Consider the following 15,422-nt stretch of genomic DNA (forward strand, 5'->3'; position numbering starts at 1 on the left):
ATGCCCCCTCCCTTGCCGCAAGTCCAGCCCGTGCGTGTCATGAGCGCGCGGGAGGCGGCGGCCCGCTGGCTCGACTGGCTGGCGAAGGAGCGCCGGGCCAGCCCGCGCACGGTCGCCGCCTATGGCGCGGATCTGGGTCTGGCGCTCGATTTCCTGACCGATCATCTGGGCGGCCCGCCCGATCTGGCGGCGCTGTCCGCGTTGACCCTGGCGGATTTCCGGGCGTGGCTGGCGCATGAAACGCGACGGGCGGAGATCAAGGCCGAGCGGGGGGGGCGCGGAGATCATGACGGGCGGGCGCGCTCGCGGGCGCGTCGCGTTTCCGCCCTGCGGTCCTTTTTCCGCTATCTCGCCGAGCGGGAGGGGGTGGAGACGCCGGTCCCGGCGCTGCTCGTCGCCCCGCGAGTGAAAAAGAAGTTGCCGCGTCCCCTTGCGCGCGATCAGGCTGTGGCCGCGCCGGAGGAGATCGGCGCGCTGGCGCGTGACGGCATGGCGGAGGCGCGGGATGTTGCGCTGTTCACCCTGCTTTACGGCGCGGGACTGCGAATCGGCGAGGCGCTGGCGCTGGATGTCCGCGATGTGGGGACGGGCGGCGGCATGCTGCGCGTGACGGGCAAGGGCGGGCGAAGTCGGATGGTGCCGCTGCTTCCCGTCGTATCCGAGGCGCTCGCGCGCTGGACGCGGGTGCATCCCGCGCCCGCGCCGGACGCGCCGCTCTTCGTCGGCATGCGCGGCGGGCGGCTGGACGCGGCGGTGGCGCGGCGCTCCATTCGCCTCTGGCGCGAGTTGAGCGGCCTGCCCGACAGCGTCACGCCGCATGCGCTGCGCCATTCCTTCGCGACGCACATGCTGGAAGGCGGCGCCGATCTGCGCACGATCCAGGAATTGCTGGGGCATGCCAGCCTCTCCACCACCCAGACCTACACGCTGGCGAACGAGCGGCATTTGCTGGCAGTCTGGACGGCCGCCCATCCACGAGCCGGAACATCGTGAGCCGTCTGTTTTTCCTCATCCTCCTTCTGTTCTCGACCGTGGCCCGGGCCGAGACCTGTCGGCCCCATCTCGTGATGGAGGCGCCGTTGCGGCTGGACGCCCTGTTCTTCTCCGTGCCGGTGATGCTTGACGGGCATGAGGCGAGCATGCTGCTCGACACCGGCTCCGAAGGCAGTCTCGTCACGCCGGAGGGGGCGGGATTGTTGAAGCTGCCGCAGGATCGGCGGCATCTGACCATGCTCGAAGGCGGCAGCGGTCGCGGAACGCTTTCGCCCAATCTGATCGTCTCGTCCTTGCGGATCGGAACGCTTGATCTCGGCGCGCAGAGCATGCCGCTGGGGGCGTTGCCGGGTCTTCCGCTCATCACGCCGCCCATTCTGGGATTGCTGGGCGGGAATATCTGGCGGGGGTTGGACCTCGAACTCGATGCGCCGCATCATGTCGTGCGATTCTGGTCCACTCCGGCCGGGTGTGCGGACGCGCCGGACTGGGCGGGGGCTTTCACCACTCTTCCGGCGCGCCGGATCGGGGACCGGCTGCTGGTTCCGTTCGTGCTGGACGGGGTGCGGGGGATGGCGCTGGTGGATAGCGGCGCGCGGTCGCACATCGTTTCGCGCGATTTCGCCCATCGGCTGGGCGTATCGGACGCCGTGCTGGCGCGCGATCCCGGCGGCGTGACGAGTGGTGTCGATCTTCATGCGCGGCTCTATGCCTGGCATCGATTCGGCCAGTTGCGGCTCGGGAACGAGGTCTGGGACAAGCCCGTATTGACCGTCTCCATGATCCAGGACGGCGTGGACATGTTGCTGGGCGCGGACTGGTTCGCCCGGCGCGACGTATGGCTCGCCTATGCATCCGGGCGTGTTTTTGTGCGCGGCGAATGACGAAGATCCGGCTCGTCGAGGATATTGACCGCTGCGCTTTGGAGGCTCGCGAAGAGACTCCATCGCCAAGTCGAGAAGAGTCTGTGGTTCTTTCTTTCAAGTAAAGAACGCGCCGACCGCCATGCAGTATGACCTTATGTACGTTGACGCGCTTCCGTGGCGACGAGGCGAATCCAGGGATGGCGTTGCGTGACAAGCTCCACGACGCGCGCCTTGTGGCGGGCGCGTTCGGTCAGGCTGTTGGTCATCGAATCGTGGTGCGTGCGATAGTCGGCGAGGATTTCGGGGATGTGACGCCCGGTGATGCCCAGCTCCGCGAGGCTGCACCAGAGATCGTAATCCTCCCACCCCATGGCGTCGCGCGCGACGTAATAGCCCCCGGCGGCGGCCCAGGCCCATTTGGCGAGCATGGCCATGGCATCGACATGGTTGCCGCCGAGCAGCCGGGCGGGAGCGAAGGGGATATCGCCCAGCAGGGCGGGCTTCGTCGCGCCGTCGGGGTCGTCCGAGGTTGCCTTGCCCATGAGCGGGCCGTCCGCGCCGATCATGTGCAGAATCGGATAGGAGTAGCCGGTCTGATCGTCCGCCATCGCGTCCAGCAGCCGCGCGCAGGCTTCGGGCCTGAGGCGGTTATCGGCGTCGAGCTGCATGACGAAGGGCGTCTCGGCCGCGTCCATTCCGACATTCCGCGCGCCGCCGAGTCCGGCATTCTCCGCCGTCCGCAGCAGGATCAGCCGGTTGAAGCGATCGGCATGGCGCTCCATCCAGAGACGGGCGAGCGGGACGGACTCGTCGGTGGACCCGTCATCGACGACGATCAGATCCAGCGTGTCCAGCGTCTGGTCGCGCACCGAGTCCAGCGCGTCGAGAATATAGGCTGCATAATTATAGAGCGTGACGACGACCGTGACGCGCGCCGCGTCGAACCGATCCTGATGGAAGAGCGTCGTGCTGGCGGGAATGACGGGCAGGTCGCGGGGGCGGCGCGCCGCGCGGGCCAGGGCGGTTTCGGTGGAGAGCGCAGCCTGGATCTCGCGGTCCGGGCCGATGCCGTCGAGAATGCGCCGCAGACGGTGCGCCTGCGCCTGGGGACCGAAAGGCCAGAGCACGTCGTGATACGCGTCCCGCGCCATGATGCGGCGGCGTTCGGGATCGTCGATGAGGGCGAGCAGCGCGGCGCGCCACTCGTCCCGTGTCCCGGCCAGCAGCCCCGTGACGCCATGACGTACCACGCGGCGGAACGGAGCGGTCGGGGAGGCGATGCAGGCGGCTCCGGCGAGGGCGGGCTCGATATATTTGATTTCCGACTTCGCCTCGCAGAAGACATTCCCGGTTTCCAGCGGGGCGATCGAGATGTCGAATCGTGCGAATTCGTCCGGCAGCCGGTCGAGCGGCACCATGTCGCGCCATTCGATCTGCGCAGCGACGGGGGCGAGTTCGGGAAATTCTTCCATCAGCAGCACCGGGCGCTTGTTGCCGGCTTCCCGGAACAGGACGAGTCGCAGGGCCGGGCGGCTGAGCAGGAGTTCCGCGACGATCGGGCTGATCAGGGCGAAATCCCGCTGATGCGTGCGCGATCCGGTCGCGTAGCCGATGCGGATCAGGCCGTCCTGCTCCGCCGTCCATCGTCGCCGGGCAAGCCGGGCGCGGGCGAGGCTTGCGCTGTCGTAACTGTTGGGGACGAGTTCGGTATGGGTGAGCGTGACGCGCATGGCGTCGGCGAGTTCGAGCGTCGTGGCGAAGCCGAGATCGCAGCGCAGCATGGTGCGGCGCATGTCGGCGAAGGTGCGTTCGATGCGGTCTTCCGTCGCGCCGATGGAGCGGATGCCGTCGATGATGTCGGTTCGCGCCAGATGCGGGATGAAGACGAGATCATCCGCGTCGAAGATCAGCGTCGCGTTCTTCTCCTTGGCGAGGCGTATGAGAATATCGACATGCCCGCTGAATTCGACGCGCCAGAGATGCAGGATATCCGCCCACATCACGTCGTCGCCGCCGATCGCCGCGCAGGGCATCACGCGCGCCTCGTAGCCTGCGGCGCGGGCGGCGTCGGCGAGGCGGGTGCAGCGATACGCCATGCCGGGCGTCTCGGGCTCGCCCGCCACGAAGAGGATTCGGCGGGCGACGGGCGCTTCCGCCGGGACGCTACCGGATGCTTCGTTTGACGGCGCGTCTGGGACGTGAGGCGTCGCCGCCGGGAGGAGAGGCTGTTGCGGCCTGAAGAAGAGGCGTCGACCGATACGGTAGACCAGCCCGGGGCGGAGGGCGGCGAATCGTGCGGCGAGCGCGTCACGTGCCGCGGCGGCTTCGGCGAGGCTGCGCGCCAGGGCGTCGCGTTCCGCCGTGATGTCCGCCAGTTCCTGCGTACGGGCGCTCAGCGCGTGGGCGAGGGAGCTGTATTCATCGCGTTTCCGTTGCAGCTTCGCACTGAGATCCCGCAGGTCGAGCGTGGTGCGCCGCCCGGCTTCGAGCGCGCGTCGGGCCGTCTGGAGGTCGCGCCGCGCGGCGAAGGCAGCGTCGGCTTCACGCAGCCTGTCGCGAAAGACCTGACGCAGCAGGGTCTCCGCCGGGTCGAAGACGGCCTCCAGCACGCCCGTCGCGGCGGAATGCGGAGTGGCGAGCCAGCGTGTGGCGTCGAGGGGGAAGAGATGGGCCCCGTCAATGGCCGGAGCAAACTGGGCGCCGGCAAGGCCGAGCGTGAGACAGGCGGTTTCCCCGCCGCGCCGGAAACGGAGTCGCGCGCGGTGATCGGGCGTTGCGTCCGTCTGGACGTCGATCTCTCCGCCCGGCAAGTGCGCTCCCGCGAGCAGCAGCCGGGTGGGCCCGAGGAGCATGTGCAGGCGCTCGGGCAGCGTCACGGTCAAGGGGGCGTTGTCGCCCGCGCGGCCCAGCAGGCGGGCGAGGTAGAGGACGAGAGGCAGCGTGTCGGCGTCCGGCAGGGAAATCAAGGCGGAGGGCAGATCCGTCGAGCAATCTGTCACGGCATCTGTCGCCATCTCTCTGGCGTCGGGGTCAGTCATGGAGGTCGGCGCTTCGCAAGAATTCTGGACACGACTCCGTTGTCATGGAGCGGCACGTGGTTATCTATGCGCCCTGGCAATGAAACGGGATAGAGGCGAAATGGACGCAGGAACAGGGTTGTTATTAAATGTGTTATATATAACAATAGAAGTAATTATGGCTAAAAACGATCAACACTCTGAACGTTGATGATAATTTAACGTATTTTTAACGATAAAATGAATGTTCTCTCTTAGAAAACATAATTCTGTGGTATAGGCGCGTGAACTACATGACGACGGGATGAATAAATCTGTCTTGATTGATCGAATCCGATGAAAATCTGTTGCTATCCCGTCCAAGTATTAATATAGCTCATTGTGACAAGAGGCGGTGTGACGCCATGTCGTCTCATACGGGGTCTGTTCGGCAGACGAAGAGGAGCTTGGTTTATGGCGATCATCACGGTTGTCGGCGCATCGGGTGTTGCCGTTCAGGTTACGGTCGATGGCGGGACGTCGCAGCGTTTCGCTGAGGCGTATCAAAGCAGCGTGCTTTCCAGCTACAAGGGCGGCAATCTGACCGGGCTCACGCTGACCCCGGGCAGCAATGATGTGCCGAGCAGCGTCGCGGGGACGGTCCAGGGGATCGTAACCGTCGGCGGCGCATATTCCGTCACCGGAAGCATGTCGAACATCGTGGTGGGCTCGCTCGATACCGCCTCGTCCAGCGGCACTCCGCTCAACGCGCAGGTCACGGTCAACGCGGCGGGCAACACGGCCACCAACCTCTCGATCCTGAACGGCAATGCCGGCTCCAGCACCTTCGCCTTCGACACGGCGTCGGGCCAGTATATCGCGACGGCCGGCAGCAGCACGGCGGACGGGTCCAAGACCAGCGGGGAATGGAACTACGTCACCGGCTACAGCACCGCCAACGTGCTTGAGCTCGGGTCGGGCACCAACTACGTCGTGTCCGAGGGGCAGGACACCATTTCCGGCCTTTCGGGCACCGACACCGTCACCCTTCTCGGCGCCAGTTCGATGGCGACGCTCGGCTATGGCGCGGTGGTGGTGGATCTCGGTTCCACCAACGCCATTACCGTGGGCGACCAGAGCACGGTGTTCGGCGGCAATGGCAGCCAGGTGTCGTACGGTTCCGGCGCAGGCACGATCGTCGGCTCCCTGAGCGACACCATCTCCGCAGCCGGCAACCTCCAGGTCGTTCACGGCACGAGCAACGATATCGCGGCCAGCGGCGCCCTCACCTTCCTCAACGGCACGGGCACCACGACGATTTCCGCCGGTCAGGCGACGATCTTCGGCGCGGCCGGGCTGAATGCGATCGTTTCCACTTCTTCCGATACGGCTCTCGTGGTCGCGGGCGGCGGAGCCGAGACCATCAACGGCGCCTCGGCGTCCCAGGCGCTGCATGTCTTCGCCGGCACGGGTAACGACACCATTATCGGCGGCAGCGCGGCCAACACGCTGGTCGGCGGTACGGGCAACGCGACGCTGGTCGGCGGTTCCGGGGCGTCCAATCTCTTCGCGATCACCGATGGCGTCGCCGGCGGCAACTATACCATCGAGAATTTCGGCAGTGCGGCGGGCAACGTCATGGCTCTGTATGGCTATGGCTTGCAGAACAGCAGCGGCCTCCAGAACGTGCTGGACAACGCGACGGTGAGCGGCGGCAACACGACCATCGCGCTCAATGACGGGTCCAAGATCACTTTCGTCGGCGTGACCGATCTGAATCCGTCGAATTTCAATCTGAGCTGACACGACGTCCCGTCGTTCCGATTGTCATTTCAGAAAAGGCCGGTTCATTGAACCGGCCTTTTCTTTCTTCCCCCTGAGAGAAAGCGCTTTTGCTCTTTGACGGGCGAGTGATTTGGTCGGCGGCGAATTGGGTGAATTGCCCCAGGCATGAAGCGTTTCAGCACTCGTCCCGAAGATGATGGCCGCCGCTCTGTCGTCGAAAGCGGCGATCTCGACGCCAGCTATCGCGCCGGTTCGATTATGGCGGGATTGCGCACGGCAGGTCTCCGTGCCGAAATCGACGATCTGCGCCATTTGATGATGTTGCGTGAGCGTTCCCTGTCCTGGCGGATCACCGCGCCGTTGCGATGGGTCCGTTCCGCCAGCCTGGGGCGTCTGCCATCGGGCCGTCCCTTGCGCGAAGCGCCTTCCCGCCTGGTGGCCCTGCTGCGGCAAGGCGGAATCGCGGCGCTCCCCGGTCTGCGGCATTTCAGGGGGCGGGCGAAGAGACGCCTCGCCGCCTCGACCGAAGATCTGACGACACGTCTCTATGGCGCCGCGGTCGCGCCACAAAAGTCGCTGCTCTCGCCGCATGTCGTCATCATCGCGGAACTCAGCCTGCCGCAATGCGCGAAATATCGCGTCTGGCAAAAGCGCGATTTTCTCGAATCGCTCGGCTGGCGGGTCTCGGTGGTCGATTGGCGGCAGATGGATGTCGGCTGGGCCGCACTGCAATGCGCGACGGAGGTGGTGTTCTACCGGACGCCCGCCTTCGATTCGGTCGCGATGTTGGTGGCGGAGGCGCATCGGCTCGGGTTACGGCCCCGCTGGGAGGTCGATGATCTCATCTTCGACGCAAGCGAGTATCGGCAGAACGGGAATATCGCCTCCCTGCCGGACGAGGAGCGCGATCTTCTTCTCTTCGGCGTGCGGCTCTTCCGTGCATGCCTGCTCGCCTGTGGACGTGGCATCGCCTCGACTCCCGCTCTGGCGGACGCCATGCGGGCGGAAGGCGTCGTCGACGTCGCGGTGATCGAGAACGCACTGGACGGTCAGACCATAGATTTCGCCGAAGAGGCACGCCGCGCCGCACGCAGGGACGGCGGCGTGGACCGCGATCGGGTCTGGGTCTGTTACGGCTCGGGGACCAATACGCATGACGCGGATTTCCTCCAGGCGGTTCCGGGGTTGCTGGAGGCGATGGCGCATCATCCGGCATTGTGCCTGCGCGTCTTCGGCGAGGTCACCGTGCCCGCCGCTTTCGAGAGATTCGGCGACCGGGTCGAACGGCGGACCGGACTCGATTACCGCCGTTATCTTCACGCCCTGGCCGAAACGGATATCGCCATTGCGCCGCTCGAAGCGACGACATTCAACGACGCGAAGAGCAATATCAAATATCTCGAAGCCTCTATTCTCGGCCTGCCGTCCGTCTGCTCGCCGCGCGCTGCATTCCGCGTCATCCTGACGCATGAGGAAAACGGATATTTCGCGGAGACCGATCGGGATTGGGCCAAGGCTCTGGGACGCCTCGCCGTAGACGCCGACCTGCGCCGCTCCATGGGCGAGCGGGCGCGTCGGGACGTTCTCGCCCGCTATGCGCCGGACGCCGTGGCGGCGCGGCAGGTGCTCCCCGTCTTCGGGCCGCCCGGCGTGTTTCCGCCGGAGCCGGAGCGGCTGCGCGTCGCGATGGTAAACGTCTATTTCAAGCCGCGATCCTTCGGCGGCGCGACCATTATCGTCGAGGAGATGAGCCGCCGCCTGCGCGACCGGAGCGTGACTCTCGCGGTGTTCACCGCCGCCGCGTCCGGGAGGGATGGCGAGACGAGGCCGTGCCGGTATCGTGTTGACGGCATCGACGTCATGGCCGTCCCCGCCGCGCCGGATCGTGATGCACTCGGGGAACTCGACAACCCCGACGCGGCGAACGCCTTCGCCGAATGGGTGGAGGCGTTCCGTCCGGATCTGGTGCATCTCCATGCGGCGCAGGGGTTGGGCGCGGGCCTGTTGCGCGTGTGCGAGGAGCGCGGCATCCCGTATGTGGTGACGGTGCATGACGCCTGGTGGCTATGCGACCGGCAGTTCATGGTGCGTGCGGATGGGCGGTATTGCTTCCAGACAACCATCGACCCGCGCATCTGCCAGCAATGCGAGCCTTTCGCGCGCCATCTGACGCAGCGGGCGGCCATCATGGGCCATGCCCTGCGGCGGGCGGCGCTGATTCTCAGCCCGTCCGAAACGCACCGGCAGCTTTATCTCGCGAATGGCGTGCCGCCGGAAAGGATCGTGGTCAACCGCAACGGTTTCCGCTGGCCGGAACGGGTGCGCGCGCCACGCCCTTTGGGCGCGCCGCTGCGCTTCGGCTTCGTCGGCGGGACGGAGAACATCAAGGGATACCAGTTCCTGCGTCAGGCGGTCGCGCGTCTCGACCGTGCCGACTGGTCGTTGGCGATCGTCGATAACAAGCTCAATCTCGGCATCCGGTCGATCGACCCCGGGGACTGGCGGATCAGCGGAACATTGCAGGTTCTTCCCGCCTATACGCAGGAAACGATGGACGATTTTTACGACGGCATCGACGTGCTGCTCTTTCCGTCGCAATGGAAGGAGAGCTTCGGCCTGACGGTGCGCGAGGCGCTGGCGCGCGATGTCTGGGTGATCGCCACCGCGCCGGGCGGGCAGGCGGAGCCGATCGAGGACGGGGTGAACGGCACGCTGATCCCGCTCGATGCGTCGCCCGAGGCGCTGACGGCGGCGATGACGGCGCTTCTGGAGCAGGCCGCGCGGTTCGAACACTATCGCAACCCGCTGAAGGACCGGCTCTCCGATTATGAGACACAAGCGGATGAGTTGCTGGAGATCTATCGCCGCATCCTGAACTGACCGGCCGCGAGCCGCGTCAGGGCGAAGACGCGGTCCTCCGAGGCCAGCGCCTGCACCAGCTTGCCCCGCCAGGTGGCGCGGCGTGCGGACGGGCGGCTCGGATGGGCTGCGAGATACGCTTCGATCCAGTCGGGATCGAAGAATGCCGGATCGGGGATCATCGCGCGCCAGCCCTCGACCCCCTGGATGGCGCTCGGATTGTCGCGCAGCAACTCGGTCTTGATGAAGGGCGCGTGACCGGAGCGCAGCACGCTCCGCCAGTCCGTATGCATGGGATTGGTTGCGATCAGCCGGGCGAAGCCGCGCGTGCCTGACCAGCTCGCGCCCTTTCTCAGCCCGGCGGCGGTGATCGCCAGCCCCAGCCCGAGTTCGCCATGCAGGACGATTTCATCCTTGCTCATCGCGTTGAATGGCTGGGCGAAGATCCGGATGATGGCGGGATGACGGAAGGCGGCGCCGGTGAAGTTGACGAACCAGGACTGGAGATGGTCCACCACCGCGCGGGAATGAACCATGCCCCAGACATCGTAATCGCCGCCGCGCATGTGTTGCACGATCGGCGCGAGCGGCTGGAGCGGGCCGAACACGCTGTCATTGGCGAGCAGGATTTCATCGGCCGTGTCTGTGATGCCCCGCATGACGAGGAATTGCCAGGCGCCGAAATCGAGGCCGCCATTCGGGCGTGCGTGGAACTGGACGGGCAGGTTTTCGATTCCCGCGCGCAGTTGGGTAAGGGTGGCGACATCCGGCGTCTCGCGTCCGGACAGGGCGACGTGGATGGTGTAGCCGCAGGCGGCGAGTTGACGCAGATAATGGCGCGTCTGGGGCGGCAGGCCCGGAGCGGGATCGTATTGTGCGAAAAGGCAGATGCGTTTCACGATGCGCGCCGTGCGAAAAGATGTTTTATTCTGATTTCATAACAGATCGAACGATCCGTTGTGATCCGCCGGTGCGTCGGCGGAAAGAAGCACATGATCTGCACGGGAGTTTTCATGAGCAAGGCTTTCATCGCGTCTGTCATCCAGGAATCCATGCACTGCACCGGGGTGGCGGCCAATCGGGCCGCTGGCGATCTGATCGCCGCGATTGTGGCGGAATTGAAGAGGGAAGGCGGGTTCACCCTTCCCTCATTCGGCACGTTCACGGTTCACAAGCTGAAGGCGCGCAAGGCGTTGAATCCGCGCACCGGCGAGCCGGTGAAGGTCAAGGCGAGAAAGACCGTTCGCTTCAAGGCGAGCCCGAACCTGCGGAAATCCGTCTGACTTTCATGTCGCGTCCGGGCGTGATTTTCGAGCGCGGTCCGGGCCCGCAAGCCCCGCATGGCGATTGTCAGACGTCGTGGACGGTGTCGAGATCGCCGAAGCGGGTGAACTCGCCCTCGAAATACAGCGGAATGGTGCCGGTGGGCCCGTGACGCTGCTTTTCGAGGATCAGCTCGGCCTTGTTATGGACGAGCGCCATCTTGCGGTGCCATTCCTCCAGCGCGGTCTGGTATTTGTCCATGCTGTCAAAGGCGCTGTCCTTGGGCATGCGCTGCTGGAGATAATATTCGTCTCGATAGACGAACATTACGGCATCGGCATCCTGTTCGATCGAGCCCGATTCGCGCAGATCCGACAGCATCGGGCGCTTGTCCTCGCGGCTCTCGACCTGGCGGGAAAGCTGCGACAGCGCAATGACCGGCACTTCGAATTCCTTGGCGATCGCCTTCAGCCCCTGCGTGATCATGGAGATTTCCAGCACGCGGCTTTCCGGACGGGTGCCGAGCGCGGGGCGCATGAGCTGGAGATAGTCCACCACCACCAGCGCGAGCCCCCGCGTGCGTTTGAGCCGGCGGCAGCGCGTCCGCATGGCGGAGAGGGAGAGGGCGGGGGTGTCGTCGATATGCAGTGGCAGCGTCGCGAGTTCGCGCGAGACGCGGACGAAGCGGTCGAACTCCTTCTGCCCGATATCGCCACGGCGGATTCGCTCGCCGGAGACCTCGGCCTGTTCGGAGAGGATACGGGTGGCGAGCTGCTCTGCGGACATTTCGAGCGAGAAGATCGCGACCGCCCCGCGCGGCTTCTCGCCCTTTTCCCCCGCCTCGCGCTGGATCGCGCGGGCGGCGGAGAAGGCGATCTTCGTGGCCAGCGCCGTCTTGCCCATGGCGGGACGTCCGGCGAGGATCAGCAGGTCGGACGGATGCAGCCCGCCGGTCTTCTTGTCGAAATCGCGCAGGCCGGAGGTCAGGCCGCTGACCTCGCCCGTGCGGTGGAACGCCTGCTCGGCGACTTCCAGCGCGCCGGTCAGGGCCTGTTCGAAGGTGACGAAGCCGCCATCCTGCCCCTTGTCGGTGGCCAGCCTGAACAGGGTCTCCTCGGCGAGGCTGATCTGGGTCGGGCCGTCGGTGCCGTCCGCCATGCCGTAGGCGTTGTTGACGATAGTCTCGCCGATCTCGATGAGCTGGCGGCGCACCCAGGCGTCATGGATCGCGCGGCCGTAATCGCCCGCATTGACGATGCCCACCATCGCGGTGAGCAGGCGCACCAGATATTCGGTGCCGCCCAGCTCGTCGAGCAGGCCGGTATGCTCGAATTCCGCGCGCATGGTCACGGGATCGGCCAGCATGCCGCGATCGATCCGGCGGGCGATGGCTTCGTAGATCCGTCCGTTGAGCGGGCTGGCGAAATGGGCGGGACTCAGGAAGTCCGAGACGCGCTCATAGGCCTTGTTGTTGGTCAGCAGCGCGCCCAGCAGCGCCTGCTCCGCCTCGCTGTTGGCGGGAGGGCTCCGCCGCAGCAGGGCAGTCAGCGCGCCGCCCTCTTCCGGAGGGGCGGCGGAGGCAGGGGAGGAAAGATCGTTCATGGTCACGTCGCCTCCCTATCACGCCGCGGGGCGGCTTGAGAACAGAGCGAATGGGTCCAGCCGTTCATCCGACCCCGCGATCGCCAGAGCGCGGCCACTTTCAGACGGGCGCAGGGCGGAACACGGCGACACGGCGATGAAAAGACGCAAGCTGACACGTGCGACGGTTGCGCGGGCGGGCGGCTTTGGGCAGGGTGAAGGTCCTCAAAGCCCGGAGCCTGAACGCGTGATCCCCGAGCCCGACCATTCCGTTCTCTCGCCTCTTCTGCTGCAGGGCCGCCATTTCGACGCGTTCCTGTTCGATATGGACGGCACGATTCTGACCTCCATCATCGCCGCCGAGCGCGTCTGGGGCGCGTGGGCGCGCCGTCATGGCCTCGATGTCGAGCGCTTCCTGCCCACCATCCACGGCGTGCGCACCGAGGAAACCATCCGCCGCAACCGCCCCGATCTGGATGCCGGGGCGGAGGCGCGCTGGATCACGGAGCGGGAGATCGAGGATGTGGAAGGGATCGACGAGATTCCCGGCGCGGTACGCCTGCTGCGCGCCCTGCCGCCCGAACGCTGGGCCATCGTCACCTCCGCGCCCCGCGCCCTGGCCGAGCGCCGCATCGCGGTCGCGGGCCTGCCGATGCCGCGCATTCTGATCGCGGCGGAGGATGTCAGCCGTGGCAAACCCGCGCCCGACCCGTTTCTGCTCGCCGCGCGGAAGCTTGGCGTGGACCCCGCGCGCTGCCTGGTGTTCGAGGACGCCCCGGCGGGTGTCGCCAGCGCCGAGGCCGCCGGCGCGACGGTGGTGGTCGTGACCCATACGCACCAGCATCCGATTCATATCCTGAGCGGCGCGGACCACGCCTCCATCCCGCATTACCGGGATCTCGACGTCGTGGTGAGCGCGGATGGCACGCTGGGGCTCGAGGCGCGCACTCCATGACCCGCGTGTCATAAAACTTCGCCAGAAGTTACATCAAACTATCACACCGTTCATGAAGCCGATCCTCTAGAAACGGCCTGTATCCTTCCGATCACGGGTTTTCACCGACGATCACGAGGCCGGCACCATGGACTACGAGCCTTCCGCTTCCGGTGTGACACGCTACCGCGCCCTGTTCATCTCCGACGTGCATCTGGGAACGCGCGACAGCAAGGCGGCGCTGTTGCGCGACTTCCTCGCCAGTTCACGCTGCGAGACTCTCTACCTCGTGGGAGACATCATCGACGGCTGGCGTCTGCGGCGGTCCTGGTTCTGGAACGACGATCATGACTCTCTGCTGCGGCTGATCCTCCAGATGGCGGCGTCCGGCACCGAGGTCATCTATATTCCCGGCAATCACGACGAGATGTTCCGCTCCTGGCTGCCGCTGGGGCTGAAAATCGCCTCCATCCGCATGCAGGAACGGGCGATCCATGAAGCAGCGGACGGCCGGCGCTTCGTCGTGCTGCATGGCGATGAATTCGACAGCGTGGTGCGCTGCGCGCCGATGCTGGCCCATCTCGGCGACTGGGCCTACGCGCTGGCCCTGTGGCTCAACCGCTATCTCGCCGCGATCCGCCGCCGCCTCGGCCTGCCCTATCGCTCCTTCTCCGCCTGGGCGAAGCGCCATGTGAAGGAGGCCGTCAAGGCCGTGGACCGCTTCGAGGAGGCCCTGGCGCAGGAAGCGAAGCGCTGCGGCGCGGCGGGCGTTATCTGCGGTCATATCCACACGCCGGAGATCAGGACGATCGACGGCAGCCTCTACATGAACACGGGCGACTGGGTGGAAAGCTGCTCCGGCCTCGCCGAGACCATGGACGGGCGCTTCATCCTCGTCAGCGGGCTGGAGGAGCAGCGTCATCCCGGCGCGCTTCCCTTCCGCCGCGCGCCGCGCTCCCGTTCCGGCGAAGCGTTCGCCGATGAGTCCGTTCCCGGCGATCCCTGGCCCCGCCCGGCCCTGACGCCCGCGGCCTGATCCTTCTCCGGAGTCCAGGGTTTCGATGCTTCCATCCTCGTCGCGCCGCATCCTCATCGCCACCGACGCGTGGCTGCCTCAGGTCAACGGCGTGGTCAGGACCATGACGACCGTCATCGACGGGCTGCGCCGTCGCGGTCATGACGTCCGCCTCGTGCATCCGGGCGATTTCCGCTCCGTGCCGTGCCCCGGCTATAGCGAGATCCGCCTCGCCTATGATGCCGCCTTCCGTTTCGCCCGCCTCGCCGACGCGTTCGATCCCGAGATCGTCCATATCGTGACGGAAGGCCCGGTCGGCATGGCCGCGCGACGCTGGGCGCGCAAACGCGGCTATCCGTTCACCACCTCCTATCACACGCGCTTCCCCGAATATCTGCACACGCGCACGCGCCTGCCGCTCTCCCTGTCCTATGGCGTGCTGCGCCGCTTCCACAACGCGTCCGTCGGCACGATGGCGGCGACGCAGACGCTGATGGACGATCTGCGCGGGCGCGGCTTCCGCCATGTCATTCCCTGGACGCGCGGCGTGGACATCAGCCGCTTCTCGCCCGGCGCGCGCCGCGACCTGACGGCGGAACTCGGCGTCGAAGGGCCGATCTGGATGAATGTGGGGCGCGTGGCGGTCGAGAAGAATCTGGAGGCGTTCCTCTCGCTCGATCTGCCGGGCACCAAGGTCGTGGTGGGGGACGGACCGCATCTGCCGCATCTCAAGGCCCGATTTCCGGCAGCCGTGTTTCTCGGCCGCCTGGACGACCGCGATCTCGGCCGCACCTATGCGGCGGCCGACGTGTTCGTCTTCCCCAGCCTGACGGACACGTTCGGGCTGGTGATCCTCGAAGCGCTGGCCAGCGGAGTGCCGGTGGCCGCCTATGACGTGATGGGGCCGCGCGACATCCTGGCGGGCGTCGAGGGCGTCGTCGGGGCGACGGGGCGGGATCTGCGCGCTGCCTGCCTGTCGGCGTTCGGGGCCGACCGCGCCGCCTGTCGCGCCCATGCGGAGCGCTTCACCTGGGAAGCCTGCATCGACATGTTCGAGCGCGCGCTCGTGCCGGCCAAGGATAGCCCGAGCCTGCCGGCCGAGCGGGCGAATCGCGCCGACGCGGCCTGAC

General features: G+C 66.3%; 12 protein-coding genes. 8 read left to right on the top strand and 4 right to left on the bottom strand.

Annotated elements, in window-relative coordinates:
- The first annotated feature begins 39 nt into the window (after nt 1-39).
- Nucleotides 40-993: a tyrosine recombinase XerC gene (locus tag EDC31_RS04875; RefSeq protein WP_042057627.1), complete on the top strand. Its 954-nt coding sequence runs from the start codon at nt 40-42 to the stop codon at nt 991-993.
- The gene (locus EDC31_RS04880; RefSeq protein ID WP_052511807.1) at nt 990-1,877 is read left to right on the top strand and encodes a pepsin/retropepsin-like aspartic protease family protein; all 888 of its coding nucleotides are present in this window, start codon (nt 990-992) and stop codon (nt 1,875-1,877) included. Before EDC31_RS04875 ends, EDC31_RS04880 begins: the two co-directional genes overlap by 4 nt.
- A gap of 134 nt (nt 1,878-2,011) precedes the next feature.
- Here the strand turns inward: EDC31_RS04880 and EDC31_RS04885 are convergent, their stop codons facing one another.
- Nucleotides 2,012-4,897: a glycosyltransferase gene (locus EDC31_RS04885; protein WP_239641611.1), complete on the bottom strand. Its 2,886-nt coding sequence runs from the start codon at nt 4,895-4,897 to the stop codon at nt 2,012-2,014.
- A gap of 432 nt (nt 4,898-5,329) precedes the next feature.
- On the opposite strand from EDC31_RS04885, the gene EDC31_RS04890 reads away from it, so the two are divergent.
- Nucleotides 5,330-6,658: a beta strand repeat-containing protein gene (locus EDC31_RS04890; protein WP_042057598.1), complete on the top strand. Its 1,329-nt coding sequence runs from the start codon at nt 5,330-5,332 to the stop codon at nt 6,656-6,658.
- Between the two features lie 24 nt (nt 6,659-6,682).
- Here EDC31_RS04890 and EDC31_RS18040 read toward each other — a convergent pair whose 3' ends face one another.
- A complete protein-coding gene (locus EDC31_RS18040; RefSeq protein WP_239641610.1) occupies nt 6,683-6,952 on the bottom strand; it encodes a hypothetical protein in 270 nt (89 codons plus the stop codon).
- Nucleotides 6,953-6,955: 3 nt separating this feature from the next.
- Here EDC31_RS18040 and EDC31_RS04895 point away from each other — a divergent pair, with 3 nt between their 5' ends.
- Entirely contained in the window at nt 6,956-9,520 is a 2,565-nt protein-coding gene (locus EDC31_RS04895) for a glycosyltransferase (RefSeq protein ID WP_239641609.1), read from the top strand.
- Here the strand turns inward: EDC31_RS04895 and EDC31_RS04900 are convergent.
- On the bottom strand, nt 9,499-10,398 hold the full coding sequence (locus EDC31_RS04900) for a rhamnan synthesis F family protein (RefSeq protein WP_239641608.1): 900 nt from the start codon (nt 10,396-10,398) through the stop codon (nt 9,499-9,501). The two genes, EDC31_RS04895 and EDC31_RS04900, sit on opposite strands and share 22 nt — an antisense overlap.
- A gap of 114 nt (nt 10,399-10,512) precedes the next feature.
- Between EDC31_RS04900 and EDC31_RS04905 the strand changes: the two genes are divergently transcribed.
- Complete coding sequence (locus EDC31_RS04905; protein WP_042057592.1) at nt 10,513-10,782, top strand: HU family DNA-binding protein; 270 nt, start codon at nt 10,513-10,515, stop codon at nt 10,780-10,782.
- A 67-nt stretch (nt 10,783-10,849) separates the two neighbouring features.
- Here EDC31_RS04905 and EDC31_RS04910 read toward each other — a convergent pair whose 3' ends face one another.
- Nucleotides 10,850-12,364: a replicative DNA helicase gene (locus EDC31_RS04910; protein ID WP_042057590.1), complete on the bottom strand. Its 1,515-nt coding sequence runs from the start codon at nt 12,362-12,364 to the stop codon at nt 10,850-10,852.
- Nucleotides 12,365-12,590: 226 nt separating this feature from the next.
- On the opposite strand from EDC31_RS04910, the gene EDC31_RS04915 reads away from it, so the two are divergent.
- The 3 genes from EDC31_RS04915 to EDC31_RS04925 all read left to right on the top strand — a co-directional run bounded on the left by EDC31_RS04915 (nt 12,591) and on the right by EDC31_RS04925 (nt 15,421).
- A complete protein-coding gene (locus EDC31_RS04915) occupies nt 12,591-13,298 on the top strand; it encodes an HAD family hydrolase (protein ID WP_204366649.1) in 708 nt (235 codons plus the stop codon).
- 127 nt (nt 13,299-13,425) lie between these two features.
- The gene (locus EDC31_RS04920; protein WP_042057588.1) at nt 13,426-14,313 is read left to right on the top strand and encodes a UDP-2,3-diacylglucosamine diphosphatase; all 888 of its coding nucleotides are present in this window, start codon (nt 13,426-13,428) and stop codon (nt 14,311-14,313) included.
- Between the two features lie 25 nt (nt 14,314-14,338).
- On the top strand, nt 14,339-15,421 hold the full coding sequence (locus EDC31_RS04925) for a glycosyltransferase family 4 protein (RefSeq protein WP_081797509.1): 1,083 nt from the start codon (nt 14,339-14,341) through the stop codon (nt 15,419-15,421).
- Nucleotide 15,422: the final 1 nt, after the last annotated feature.

The organism is Acidomonas methanolica, assembly GCF_004346035.1.
Taxonomy (GTDB): domain Bacteria; phylum Pseudomonadota; class Alphaproteobacteria; order Acetobacterales; family Acetobacteraceae; genus Acidomonas; species Acidomonas methanolica.

What these genes read in the sequence shown, in the direction of transcription:
- EDC31_RS04875 (WP_042057627.1), top strand. Translation starts at nt 40, where the DNA reads ATGAGCGCGCGGGAGGCGGCGGCCCGCTGGCTCGACTGGCTGGCGAAG.
- EDC31_RS04885 (WP_239641611.1), bottom strand. Translation starts at nt 4,897, where the DNA reads ATGACTGACCCCGACGCCAGAGAGATGGCGACAGATGCCGTGACAGAT.
- EDC31_RS04890 (WP_042057598.1), top strand. Translation starts at nt 5,330, where the DNA reads ATGGCGATCATCACGGTTGTCGGCGCATCGGGTGTTGCCGTTCAGGTT.
- EDC31_RS18040 (WP_239641610.1), bottom strand. Translation starts at nt 6,952, where the DNA reads ATGGCGCAGATCGTCGATTTCGGCACGGAGACCTGCCGTGCGCAATCC.
- EDC31_RS04895 (WP_239641609.1), top strand. Translation starts at nt 6,956, where the DNA reads ATGATGTTGCGTGAGCGTTCCCTGTCCTGGCGGATCACCGCGCCGTTG.
- EDC31_RS04905 (WP_042057592.1), top strand. Translation starts at nt 10,513, where the DNA reads ATGAGCAAGGCTTTCATCGCGTCTGTCATCCAGGAATCCATGCACTGC.
- EDC31_RS04910 (WP_042057590.1), bottom strand. Translation starts at nt 12,364, where the DNA reads ATGAACGATCTTTCCTCCCCTGCCTCCGCCGCCCCTCCGGAAGAGGGC.
- EDC31_RS04920 (WP_042057588.1), top strand. Translation starts at nt 13,426, where the DNA reads ATGGACTACGAGCCTTCCGCTTCCGGTGTGACACGCTACCGCGCCCTG.
- EDC31_RS04925 (WP_081797509.1), top strand. Translation starts at nt 14,339, where the DNA reads ATGCTTCCATCCTCGTCGCGCCGCATCCTCATCGCCACCGACGCGTGG.